The 12,974-nt window shown below is 48.2% G+C and carries 8 protein-coding genes; all 8 read right to left on the bottom strand.

Going from position 1 to position 12,974, the window contains the following annotated elements; genetic code table 11:
• Window positions 1-1,725 (bottom strand): efflux RND transporter permease subunit (locus VN105_RS10345; RefSeq protein ID WP_325640520.1); only part of this gene is annotated, 1,725 nt, incomplete at its 3' end.
• 24 nt (window positions 1,726-1,749) lie between these two features.
• Window positions 1,750-2,829: an efflux RND transporter periplasmic adaptor subunit gene (locus VN105_RS10340; RefSeq protein WP_325640518.1), complete on the bottom strand. Its 1,080-nt coding sequence runs from the start codon at window positions 2,827-2,829 to the stop codon at window positions 1,750-1,752.
• Window positions 2,830-3,531: 702 nt separating this feature from the next.
• The gene (locus tag VN105_RS10335; RefSeq protein WP_325640516.1) at window positions 3,532-4,797 is read right to left on the bottom strand and encodes a TlpA disulfide reductase family protein; all 1,266 of its coding nucleotides are present in this window, start codon (window positions 4,795-4,797) and stop codon (window positions 3,532-3,534) included.
• A 54-nt stretch (window positions 4,798-4,851) separates the two neighbouring features.
• Window positions 4,852-6,282: a RagB/SusD family nutrient uptake outer membrane protein gene (locus tag VN105_RS10330; protein WP_325640514.1), complete on the bottom strand. Its 1,431-nt coding sequence runs from the start codon at window positions 6,280-6,282 to the stop codon at window positions 4,852-4,854.
• Window positions 6,283-6,315: 33 nt separating this feature from the next.
• Entirely contained in the window at window positions 6,316-9,969 is a 3,654-nt protein-coding gene (locus VN105_RS10325) for a SusC/RagA family TonB-linked outer membrane protein (protein ID WP_325640512.1), read from the bottom strand.
• Between the two features lie 106 nt (window positions 9,970-10,075).
• Window positions 10,076-11,230, bottom strand: coding sequence for a FecR family protein (locus tag VN105_RS10320; protein ID WP_325640510.1), 1,155 nt, complete (start codon window positions 11,228-11,230; stop codon window positions 10,076-10,078).
• Window positions 11,231-11,301: 71 nt separating this feature from the next.
• A complete protein-coding gene (locus tag VN105_RS10315; protein WP_325640508.1) occupies window positions 11,302-11,910 on the bottom strand; it encodes an RNA polymerase sigma factor in 609 nt (202 codons plus the stop codon).
• 216 nt (window positions 11,911-12,126) lie between these two features.
• On the bottom strand, window positions 12,127-12,882 hold the full coding sequence (locus VN105_RS10310; protein WP_325640506.1) for an SDR family oxidoreductase: 756 nt from the start codon (window positions 12,880-12,882) through the stop codon (window positions 12,127-12,129).
• Window positions 12,883-12,974 lie beyond the last annotated feature (92 nt).

Here is a 12,974-nt window from a genome sequence, read left to right as displayed (position 1 = left end):
TATCATTCCCTGGTCTTCATTGGGAATAAAGCCCGAAGGAAGCATGGCGGATATCAGCCAGATCCCCGCGCAAAAGGCGATCAGCAGCCCAAAGGTAACCACCCTGCGGTTTACGATTAACTGAAGCAGCCGGGTGTATTTCCAGGTTAATTTATCAAACCAGTTATTGAACCCGTCAATTAACCTGTTGATGGGTGTTTTCTTCCTGGGTTGTCCATGCGTATTTTTTAAGATCATGGCGCACAACACCGGCGTAAGGGTGAGCGCAACGATACCGGAAATAACAATAGACGTGGCCATGGTAATGGAAAACTGCCGGTAAAATATACCTACGGGTCCTGTCATAAACGCCACCGGTATGAATACCGCAGTCATTAACAGGGTGATGGCAATGATAGCCCCGCTGATTTCCTTCAGCACCTTCTTCACTGCTTTGTAAGGGGAAAGATGCTCCTCTGCCATGGTAGTATGCACCGCTTCTACCACCACAATGGCATTGTCTACCACAATACCGATAGCCAGCACCAATGCGAACAGGGTGATCAGGTTAATGGTAAGTCCCAGCAACTGCATAAACATAAAAGCGCCTATCAGCGATACCGGAACGGCCAGTGTAGGAATCAGCGTAGAGCGCCAGTCGCCCAAAAACAGGAACACCACTATTGCCACCAGCACAAAAGCCTCTGCCAGTGTATGTACCACCTTTTCTATAGAAGCATCCAGGAAATTGGAAACATCGTAACTGATCTGGTAATCCATGCCCGGCGGGAAGGAACCGGCTTTAATTTCTTCGAGTTTGGCTTTCACCTCTTTAATAACATCGCTGGCGTTGCTGCCGTAGGTTTGTTTTAACGTGATAGCTGCAGAAGGATGACCATCCATATTGGAGTAGATATCATAGAACTCACTTCCCAGTTCCACATCGGCGATATCTTTAAGGTACAGTATTTCCCCGCTTGGGTTAGCGCGGATAATCACATCCTGGTACTGTTCGGGTTTATTGTACCGGCCCTGGTAAGTAAGCACGTATTCGAGCGATTGTGAGCGCTTCCCGGTGGCCTGCCCTATTCTTCCGGGGGAACCGATGATGCTTTGCTGGGCCAGGGCTTCCATCACTTCATCTGTAGACACATTGTAAGCGCGCATACGATCGGGTTTCAGCCATATACGCATGGCGTACTGCCGGCTTCCGAGTATTTTGGCGCTGCCTACTCCTTTCAGCCTGCTCAGCTCCGGTATAATATTTACACCTGCAAAATTGTACAGGAATTTTTCATCTGCTTTCGGATCCTTACTGTAAAGATTTACATACATCAGCATGTTAGGCGATGTATAGCTTACTACAAGTCCTTCGCGCTGCACAAGTTCCGGCAGCCGGTTCGTTACCTGTTCAATCCTGTTCTTAACGTTTACCACCGCCTGGTTGGGATCGGTGCCCAGGTCAAATACCACCTGTATAGTTGCTTCACCCGCACTGGTGGCGTCTGAAGTCATGTACTTCATACCGGGTGCACCGTTAATGGCCTTTTCCATTGGCACCAGTACCGAGTTCACCAGCACTTTGGCGCTTGCCCCGGGATAAGCCACATTCACCACCACCATTGGTGGCGCAATTGAAGGGAACTGTGATACCGGGAGCGTATTAATGGCCAGTATTCCCATAAAGATGATCACCAGCGATAACACAATAGCCAGTACTGGCCGCTGAATAAATTTATTAAACATTTTTTCTTTTTTTAGATGCCTGAATTATTCTGCCGGTAACTTCAACGCCGCTACCACCGCCCTGGAATCCTGATACTCATAATCTATCTTATCATTGTCTTTTACCTTGCGCAATCCTTCCAGGAGGATCTTATCGTTTTCCGCCAGGCCCGACTTCACTGCATAGAGATCATCCATCTCCGCATCTATGGTTATTTCCCTTGATTTAACTTTGTTGTCTTTGTCCACCACGTACACATATTTCTTGTCCAGCACTTCAAACGTGGCTTTCTGCGGAATGATCAGGGCATTTTTAAGCGGTACTTCCATTTCTATATTGCCGGTTTCACCATGCCTCAACATGCCGCTGGGATTGGGGAAAGTAGCCCTGAAGGAAATATTTCCTGTTTCATTATTAAAATCTGCTTCAATGGTTTCTACCACACCGGGATATTTAAACAGCTGGTGATTGGCCATCAGCAACCGTACCCTGGCGGTATCCTTATTTTCCTTGCTGCTGTAATTAAGATATTCAGCTTCGGGAACATTAAAATACACCCACATTTTACTGTTATCTGCCAGCGTGGTGAGTAAATCGCCATCGCCTACCAGGCTTCCGGGTCTTACCTGCAGGCGGTCAATGATGCCATCAAACGGAGCGGTGATAGTAGTGAACTGAAGATGTACCTGGTTGAGGGATAGTTCGGCTTTGGCCCTGTCAAGCCGCGCTTTTGCCATAGCCAGTTCATTGGGCGATACCACGTTACTGTCGGCCAGCTTCCTGGTGTTTTGATATTCTATTTCAGCAAGGTTTACTTCCGCCTGCGCTTTTTCCAGTTCGGCGCCGTATAGTTTAGGCATGATCTGGAACAGCATCTGTCCTTTTTTTACGAACCGGCCTTCGTCGGCGAAGCTTTGTTCCAGGTAACCCTTTTCCTGGGCCCTTAGCTCAATATGCCGTACGGATCGTATCTGGCATACATAATCCCTGATGATGGAAGTGTCTGTTTTCAGAGGACTGGTAACCAGTAATTTTGTGTCTGTTTCCTCTTTTTTTTCCTTGGGCTTGCAGCCTGTATGGCACAACAGGGCACACAAGCCCGCAAGCATGAGCGTTCTCTTCATGATCGTTTTAATATTTAGCAGTATGTTTTTTGGACTTCTACAGGGATATATAATAAGATGCCTGCATTACATTCCCCGACCGTATGCTGTTGCACCGGTAAAAGCGATTAAAGGAAAGAATGATGGGCATTTGTGATCCGTTAAGGGATTTTATATCAAATCCTGATCACCTGGAGTAAAATTTGCCGGTGAGACGACAAAAGGAAGAAATGTTCACGAAAACGCAACGGCCTGATAGCGCTGCTGCAAAACCATTCAGATAGCTGGTTGTAAAATCTGTTGAAGTAATTACTTATAGCGGATTTATTCCTTGAATAATCCAGCTTCACATTTTTATTCTCACTTTCTTCTTCATAAATGCAAAAAATTTTCTTTTTTGCGGGTAACAGGATATTTCTGAAAGTGTGTGAAGGCGCGGGAGAAACAATACCGGTCCATATATCCCCGGATTGTTGAATTGCTTTTCCAGATATAAAGGAAGCATTCCCCTGAAACGAATTAGTATATATATAACTGTATCCGCCCAGCAGGAAAAAAACCAAGAATAAAAATATTCTGACTAGCAATTTCATTTCGGGCGCTAAGATACATGAAAAACAAATTCGTGGGTAATAAATTATACGTTAAGTTTCAAATAATTCAGATGATATCTTCCCTGGTACAGCGCAGGTATGAACGCATACCTGCGCTGTTTTATGAGTGCTATACTTCTTTCGCGATAGCGATCATCGCTTCCAGTTCATTTATCAATTCGGTATCCGTAGAAAAGCCCGTGGTCAGGAACCGTTGCCTTCCTTTTCTGTCTATTATCACCTTTGCCGGTATCCCCTGCGGCTTGTAATCACTTACTGTTTTAAAACCTTTCCCATCAGTCCGTGCCTCATCCATCAATACGTGGAAGGGATATTTTTTACCGGTGATAAATGTTTTTACACGCGTTAAAGCATTTTCCTTCTTTTCCTGTGTGGCAATAAACAGGAAAACCACTTCAGGATGTTTTTCCACCATTTTTTTCATCGCAGGGAAAGAAGCCATACAGGGCACACACCAGGTAGCCCAGAAATCCAGCACAACTACTTTGCCGCGGAAGTCGGACAGGCTTACGCGTTTCCCGCTCAGATCCTTCAAACTAAAATCCGTTGCTTCCTTATCCAGCATTTTTTCCCGAAGCTCTTTCTTCAAAACTACCTGTACATTCTGCTGCAATTCGCTGAAGTATGCATCAAACCCGGCGTCGCTGCCTTTTTTCTCTGCATAGAGGTTTTTCAGCAAGGTGTTCATGGCCAAAGTGGATTTTCCTTTCCGGGCCAATGTAGTCAGCAGCCCGTAGGCTTTTTCCTTTTGTCCGTTCAAAGCCAGTAGCGTTGCATATCGTTCTACTGCAGAGGGCAGGCCCTCTTCCGGCGGACCATCAAATGATTTTTCCTGGTATTCCAGGGCTAATTTATTTTTTCCATTTGCATATAAAGCCAATGCGTAAGTGTCGCAATACGGGAAAAACGCAAAGCGCATAAACCGGTTCCAGTCTTCCGCAGGCATCTCTGCCGGTCTTGCTGACGGATCATCTTTAAAGGAATTATACAGTTCAAGTGTTTGCCTGGCAAGCCGCTCGGCCACCTCCGGGTCTGTTTTCCTATTGGCAAGCATAGTGGCCCCCATATTCAGGTAAGAGGTTTGATTAAATTTGTTCCTCATCATACCAATATACTTTTCAAACTCCTTATACTCTCCTTTATTCAGGAAGCTTATGGCAACGTTTCCTTTTATCACATCTATGGTCTCCGCATCTTTAACAGTATCCAGCCTGTTGTTGCTGATAATGCTGTGCATGAGTGCCACACTCTTGTGCGGATCGGTTTCCTTCGACATTATTTTCAGCTGTTCCGCAAGCGTGCCTCCTTCTTGCGCCCGGGCGGCGAAAACAAAACAACAGAGTATAGCAGGTATGATTGTCCTGATCTTTTTCATATTGATGATTTATATTTTAATAATGGTTGGTTTAATTATTTATACGCTGAGATGTTATGGATTATCTTCCATACCGGGATTGGTATTGAGTATCCGCGGCGGTATTTTCAGCGCAAAGCGTTCGGGCCTGAAAGTGAAAACCGTCGTACTGCCGTTGGCGTTATACAGGGTATGACTAAAGGTTGTGTTCCCGATAAGCGGATCAGCAGCCAGTCTTCTCATATCAAACCAGCGGTAGCCGAGCAATGCAAACTCCCGCAGGCGTTCCTCTATAATAAATTGCAGCAGCCTTTTCTTATCTGCCAGCACACTTTGCGGCACCGCAGCAGCGGAAGCCGGCATCCTGTTACTCCTCAGTATTTCCAGCATCTCCTTAGCTCCCTGGCTGTCGCTGTTACGTGCTTTACATTCGGCAAGCAGCAGGTAAATTTCCGGTAATCCCACACCGAACGGTACAATAGAGGGGGCCATTCTCCGCTGCATACCTGCGGGGAAAGGGGCGCCATCGGGGAAAGGGGTGGCTGAATATAACAACAACCGCAGATCATCCGGCGCATAAAGCGCCATAGTAGCAGCAGTGGCCACCAGGGTATTGAACATAACGTGGAAATTGGAGTGCTGCCGCAGGTACATTACCTCTTCATTATCGTTGGTAAGGGGATAATTAGGCCCAAAGATGGTAACCGGCATAAAAACACCGCCGGGAGCAAAAGCTTTGTTGTAGTCGTACAGTTTTACCGGTATCTGCGCGGAAGCCAATCCCTGCAGGGACGACTGTAGCAGGGGCAGCGCTTCCTGGTAGCGATGCATAAAAACATATACTTTGCCCAGCAGCGCTTCTGCTGCTGATTTACTCATACGTAACCTGTGGGTGATGGCAGTTGGTAATGCAGGTATAGCCTGCTGCAGATCTTCAATGATAAAGCTATATACTTCCTGTACTGTTGCACGGTGAAAACTATTGGCAGTTACATCGGCGCTTGTAATCAGCGGGAAACCCGGATCAGTACCTGCAGTGGCTTCATTGTACGGCCTGCCGTAATAATTTATCAGCAGGAAATAGGTCCAGGCCCTTCCGGCGCGGGCCTCTGCAAGCACCGACTGCCGCTGCGCCTCCGTTCCTCCTTCCGACGACATTACCTCGTTAATGATTTTGTTATAGGTATAGATGGCCATCAGCGGTCCATTGGTTTCTTCGCTGTTTTCGTCGGGCTCATAGATCTTGTCATTCCACATAAAAAGCCGTTGTTCCCTTAAGGTAAGACTGCTATAATAAGGCGCTGTCACCGCGGCTTCATCACCCATCATCAGCTGGGCGTCTGCACCGGTGTTTAAAAGATCGAAATTATTCAGCAGCAGGTCATAGTCCCGGTAGCTACCGGCAATTACTTTTCCCTTTGGCTGTACTTCCAGGAAGCCTTTTCCGCACGAAGCAAATGCTATTATCAGCAAAAATGCCAAAGCCCGGAGTAATATTTTTTTCATGTACGAAATTATTTTTCGGATAATGATTATTTGTCAGAATCTTACATTAATGCCTGCTGTAACTGTTCCCTGGTTTGCCCTCAGGTACCGTATACCGCCTGCAACTGCCCCTGCAGTGCTTCCGCCGGAGGCATCCTGGAACTCAGGGTCAATACCATAATGATTGTTTTTCCATACCATCAGGTTAGATACCTGCAACCGCAATTTCACGCCGTTTAGCCGTACCCGTGATACCAGCGCGTGCGGCATATTGTAAGCAAGCGATACATCGCGGATCTTTATGAATGCGGCGCTTATCACGTTGATATTTCCCTGCGTATAGTACCTGGTATCACGCCGGCTGTCGTTAAGACTGGTAGTGGGTACCCAGGAAGGAACATTGGTCATATATTCGTCGCCTGCCTGTTTCCACCTGGAGGCAAACTCCTCATGCACATTGCCACTGCGGAAACGCAGGTCCCCGCTTTGCATGGCATTGTTAAAGGTGAGTGGAATGAGCCCATTGCCGCCGTAAAAACCATTCACATCCCTTCGCATTACATTCCCGAAATTATACACCATGTTCACTGCCAGCTCCAGGTTCCGGTAGCTGAAGATGTTGGATAAACCACCGTTCCATACCGGCTGGTAAGTGCCCATGTACAGTACATCTTCCGGCAGGGCAGCATTGCGCTCCTTTGATACTTTGCCCGATTGCAGCCGTATCAGCGGATCACCCAGGCTGTCGAGCCCCGCAAAGTTGTAAGCGAAGATGCCAAAGGCCGGGTAACCGGCAAGGTAAGTGGCGCCTGCCTTTTGCGCACCGGTGGCAATGAGGGCCGGCTGGTTCAGCCGGGTGATCCTGTTTTTGTTGTAAGCCAGTACCAGTTGGGTGATCCACCGGAATTGCCCGGCCTGCAGGTTAATTGACCTGAGAGAGATTTCAACACCGGTATTTTTCATGTTACCGAAATTCCCCGTAACGCTGCTGTAACCTGAAAGCGGGTTTACTTCCAGTACGCCTATAAGATTTTCCGTGTGCTTGCTGTATAGATCTGCAGAAGCGCTTAAACGCTGATCCGCTGTGCTGAAATCAAGGCCAATGTTCAGGGTTCCTGTACGTTCCCAGGTAAGGGAATTATTAGCCGGCGTTACAATGGCCAGGCCCCTGTTGCCGGGAAGACTGCTACCGCTGCGGGCTTCAAGGATATCATAGGAGGCTGCGGTACCAGGCACCGGTGAATTTCCGGTAAGACCATAAGATACGCGCAACGCCAGGTTGCCAATACGCTCCCGCCCCATAAAGTCCTCTTCCGTGATATTCCAGCGCGCGCCCATGCTCCACACCGGTTTGTTTTGAGCGGAACGGTCTTTCCCAAAAAGATTCGACTGGTCCAGCCGCAGGCTGCCGCTTACCGTATACCTGTTATTAAGCGTGTAGGCGAGGTTGCCATAGTAAGAGAGGAACCTTACCTGCGGCGCTGTTTCTGTAAACAGCGGGTACCCGGCAAGCAGGCTCCTGGTACCGTTATTGGGCATTACCGTACCGGCAATACCGGTAGACGAAAGTGTTGCATAGTCAATGGGAGGATAGGTTTGTAACTGCTCATCATACCCCCGTATAATCGACTGGCTCAGGGTAGTAAGTTGTTCCTGCGCTTCCTGGCCGGCCAATGCAGAAAGCTGGTGTCTGCCGTTGTTCCATGAGCCCATGTATTGCAGCTGGTTCCGCACGGTCCAGTTCCGTTGGGAACTGTTCGTTAAGGCATACCTGCCGCCTGTTGCCGGGAGATAATAGGCCGGCTTTCCTCCCGATGTGGCGGAAGGAACCGTAAACTGTACTACTTCTGAACGCACCGAATAACTGCGTTCATCGTCAAACGACCGGATCCGCTCTGCTGTTCTGAATAAGCCGTAAACGCCGTTAAAGGTAAGCCCTTTAAGCAGCTTTACTGTAACACCGGCTGTGATCCTGGCACTGAGCAGGTCACTTTTCGTATATCCGTAACCGGATTCGTTCAGAGGGTTATAGTCGAGGCTTATGCCGCTTTTCCGTTCAAACTCTTTCCTTGTTGAATCTGTAAGGGATTGTACATAAGGGATGGAAAGGGAATTACCGGCAGCATCGCTGAACAGCTGGTAAGGCAGGAACCTGTTGTCCGCATCAATGGCCCTGCGCGCGCTGGTGGTAGTATTATTCAGATCTGTGATCAGGAACAGGCTGATATGGTTATTCACTTTATAGTCCTGCCGTATATTTATTTTATAGGCGTTGTTCTTTTCACCCGGCTTATTACTTTGGGTGCCGGTATATGCCAGGGAGCCGTAAACAGCATATGCTTTTCCCCCACCCCGTACAGAAAGGGTGTGATTGGTAAGCATGGCAGGCCGGTAAAGCATGTCCCTGATCTGGCTGGTGTTGTTAATGTTAGCGAGGCTATCCAGGCTTTCCCTGGCCTGTGCATCCGATATAAGACCGCGATAGCGGTTGTAAAGGATCATGTTGTGCGGAGGTACGCCCCTGGAACCCTGGCCTGTATAGGCTGATACGGCAGTCCAGGGATACAGGTCGGGCCGGAAAATATCTTCTGCGGCCTGTATGAACTGCCTGCTGTCGAGCACGGGATAATAATCCACATCCGGCCGGCCCTGGAAATTGACGAAGCCATCGTACTCCAGGAGCAATCCATCACCGGGAGCGCCTTTTTTGGTAGCGATCACAATAACCCCATTGGCTGCGCGGGCGCCCCAGATAGAGGAAGCGGCGGCATCCTTCAGCACCGTAATATCTTCTACGTCCTGCGGATTAACGGAAGAGATATTATCCAGCGGCACACCATCCACCACTACCAGGGGCGATTTATTACTATTGATGGAAGTAAGTCCCCTGATCAGCAACGGGGCGGAAGAAGCGGAAGGTGCGTTATTGACGGTAAGTCCCGGTACCAGGCCATCCAGCCGTTGCAGGATATTCATAGAGCTGGACCGGTTATGAAGCACCTGCATATCAGGCTTCGCATATGCTCCCGGGCTTTTACTGGCATAGAAGGTCTGGTACCCGCTGTTTACCACCACTTCCTTCAGGTTGCCCGCATTCGGTGTTAGTACAAAATTAACATGCAACTCCGCACCTTTCCCGATATATACCTGTTGCTCCGATTTGTTGAACCCTATACACGATGCGGTAAGTGTATAAAATCCTTCCGGCATGTTTTTGAAGACGTATACTCCCTTTTCATCTGTGATAGCGCCTTTGGAAGAAGTATCCAGCATTACGGTGGCACGGGTAATGGGATCACCGGTCTCACTTTTTACAGCGCCTGTGATGATGCCGGATCTTCCGGGTTGCGCGTCTTCCCTTACCGGTGTTTTTCTTTTCAGAAAAATAGTTTTGTTACTGATTTCATAGCCAAGATCCTGGTTCTGCAATACTAAATCCAGGAATTGCCGCAGTGGCATATTTCGCGCTGCACAGGTAACGGGTTGTGTTTCCTTCAGGAGATCTTTGCTGGCGAATACGCTATAACCCGTTTGTTCCCGTATTACCTGGAAAACGGTCACCAGCATGGCTCTTTTCCCTGTATAGGTAATAGCAGGACCGGTTTGCCTGGCTGCTACCCGCGAGGACATCAGCAACAACAATATAAAAGTTAGTGCAAGGGCGTTCTTTCCCCCTTTAAAAAATGGTGGTTTTGGTTGATCATGCATTTCGCATCCTTTTAATTGGTATTGACGGAGTATTTCCATCCGGGATATCACCCGGATATTATCTGTTTTCCCGGCCGGTACGCTAACCGGCATTAATAAACTGTAATCAGGGATATACTACCAGGCGCCGTCTCTGCTCAACACGGAAATTAACGCCTGACATTTGTAGTCCTTTAAGTACTTCAGAAAGTGGCATCGACCGGTCTATTTCACCAATGAATTGCAGGTCCGGTATACCATGCTCATATACCACTTCAATATCATACCAGCGGGATAGCTGTTGCATCACTTCCTTCAGGTCAGCATCCTGAAAATTGAACAGCCCGTTTTTCCAGGCAATGGCTTTTGAAATATCAGCATGTTCCAGCACCTGCACAAATGGTTGCGCAGCGGTGGCGTGCGCCTGTTGCCCGGGCTTCAGCACCGCCTGTCCGTTCCCGCTGCGTACCCGTACCAGGCCCGTTAGCAAAGTGGTGCTGATATAATTTCCGTCCGTATAGGCGTTTACGTTAAAGCTTGTACCAAGTACTTCTATGGTATTAGTAGCATTAATCGCTACCCTGAAGGGCATTTCTTCATTCTTTGCCACTTCAAAATACGCCTCTCCGGTAATGCTCACGTTACGTTCATTCCCTGTGAAAGCCGTTGGATAACGCAGGGAAGAAGCTGCATTAAGCCATACCTTTGTACCGTCCGGCAGCGTGACCCGGAACTGGCCGCCACGGGGCGTGGTAAGCGTATTATAACTGCCTGCCGCTTCATTGCCGGTGGCATTGTATTGTAAGTTGCCGCCTGTTTGTTTTATAGCGGTACCTCCCTGTTGTATGGTCCGGTTACCGGCACTGTCCAGTAACATTTCAGATCCATCCGCCAGTGTAAGCACAGCTTTGTTGCTGCCGGGAGCAATATCCGCAACGGCTGCCATTACCGGTTTAGCGGGCGATGGCTTTAAAAGGAAATAAGCGGCTGTGCTTACCAGTAATGCCAGTACTGCAGCGGCCCATCCCCAGCGGCGTATAGCGTGTATACCACGCACCGGTGCGGTAACGGAAATGATACTGCCGGCAATCAGCCCGATCCGCTCACGGGAAAGGACCGGCTCATTTTCTGTATGCTCCGGCTGTTCCAGCATTTCCCGGAAAATAACCAGCGCTGCTTCTTCATTTTCCGGCAGCGCCAATTCCCGTAACAAAGCCGCTTTGTCTGCCGGCGTAATAACACCCTCCTTCCAGGACTGATATAACTGTTGTAATGATGACATGCAATACAATTCCCTTTGCTATATAGACGTATGCGGGGAAAGTTTTGGGGGAGGGAGATAAAAATATTTTTTTAAAGCCGTTCCCTGACGATCAGGGCGATGAGCACAGTAACCATACGTGTGTCCATTCGGCTCAGGCAATAAGCCCGGATGGTTCGCATAGCCTGCTCCAGGTGTGTTTTCACTGTTTCCGGGGATATATTCATAATAGCGGCTGTTTCCTGGCGGGAATATCCCTCCTTCTTTATATAGGTGAACACCCGCTGCTGTTTAGGGCTCAGGCGGGCCATGGCCTGGGTTACCAGTTCTTCAAAATCGCTCACCGGCCGGCCGGCGGGCATTGCTGTATCTGCTGTAATATTCAGTTCTTTTTGCCAGCGCTGCAAATGAGCGCTTTCCCGCTGATACCTGCGAACCTGGTCATACACCTTGTGTGTGGCCAACGTAAGCAGCCATCCGTGGAAATTTTCCACCTCCGGTAATGTTTCCCTTGAAAGCCATACTTTCAGGAAAATATCCTGCACCACATCTTCCGCTGCCCATCTGTCCTGCAGCAGCTTCATTACCACCCGGAATGCCGGCGCGTGATAACGCTCCATCAGCTCCGCAAACGCCGGTCCATCGCCCCGGGCAACGAGTTGCAGCAGTTGTTTGTCGTTATGGATGTTGGTTACTGACAAGAATGGATTAATTATTTGTAAAGTAATTTACATAAAATGACTAATTCCTGTATTGACCGGAACAATTCCGCATTTGTTAAAGGCGGTATCCCGTTTCATAGCGGCTAAAAATATAAAAACTTCTCATCTTCAAATGAGAAACCTGGTAATTAAAAAAGGGTAACAGGAAACCAACCGCTGTCAGTTTCCTGTTACCCTCTTCTTATAATTGCCAGATTACCGGGTGGTATATCCGCCGTTGGCAAAAATAGTTTGCCCGGTAATCCACCAGCCATCCGTTACGAGGAACAGCACCAAAGGAGCAATGTCTTTGATATCTGTAAGTCCGCCTAATGCAGAAGCAGATTTATGATAGGCCACTGCCTCCTCACTTTCCTGCCCGTAGAAGAATGGGGTGTCCATCGGGCCGGGCGCCACTGCCGATACTGATATACCGCGACTGCCAAACTCTTTGGATGCCGCACGGGTAAAGTCCTCCACCGGTGCTTTCATGCCGGCGTAAGTGGAGTAATAACCTGTAAATGCCGCCAGCAGGGAAGTAACAATGGTGCATATCTTACCATTATCGTTCAGTTTTTTGCCTGCTTCCTGGATGAAGAAATAGGCTACTTTTGAATTGATATCAGCCATGCTGTCGTATTCGGCCTCAGTTGTTGATAAGTACTCTTTCTTCAGCACTTTACCAACCGTATTAACAGCGATATCTATTCCCCCGAACCTGGAAATGGTTTCATCAAAAAATCGGGTGATGTTTTTCACATTTGTAAGATCCCCCTGGAACAGGAAGGCTTCCGCTCCCAGGGCCTGTACGTCAGACAGCGTTTTCTCTGCGTCTGTTTTTGTGCTTTCACTGTTGTAATGAATAGCCAGCTTTGCACCTCTTTCTGCAAAATTACGGCTTAACAAACCTCCCAGGTTTTTCGCCCCGCCTGCAATCAAAACTATTTTCCCTTTTAAATCATTTCTTGCCATAATGAAAATATTTATTGTTTAAACTATCGCGAAGTTCTATATACCTGGCATTTTTATCATGGTGAACTTTTCGGAAGTTTTCAACGGGGCCG

It is taken from the genome of Chitinophaga sp. (assembly GCF_035564935.1).
GTDB lineage: Bacteria > Bacteroidota > Bacteroidia > Chitinophagales > Chitinophagaceae > Chitinophaga.
Note: the sequence above shows the minus strand (reverse complement) of the source record. Positions and strands in the feature narration are given on the sequence as shown.

Bases quoted from the DNA above. Each gene is read 5' to 3' on its own strand.
- VN105_RS10340 (WP_325640518.1), bottom strand. From the start codon at position 2,829: ATGAAGAGAACGCTCATGCTTGCGGGCTTGTGTGCCCTGTTGTGCCAT.
- VN105_RS10310 (WP_325640506.1), bottom strand. From the start codon at position 12,882: ATGGCAAGAAATGATTTAAAAGGGAAAATAGTTTTGATTGCAGGCGGG.
- VN105_RS10335 (WP_325640516.1), bottom strand. From the start codon at position 4,797: ATGAAAAAGATCAGGACAATCATACCTGCTATACTCTGTTGTTTTGTT.
- VN105_RS10330 (WP_325640514.1), bottom strand. From the start codon at position 6,282: ATGAAAAAAATATTACTCCGGGCTTTGGCATTTTTGCTGATAATAGCA.
- VN105_RS10320 (WP_325640510.1), bottom strand. From the start codon at position 11,230: ATGTCATCATTACAACAGTTATATCAGTCCTGGAAGGAGGGTGTTATT.
- VN105_RS10325 (WP_325640512.1), bottom strand. From the start codon at position 9,969: ATGCATGATCAACCAAAACCACCATTTTTTAAAGGGGGAAAGAACGCC.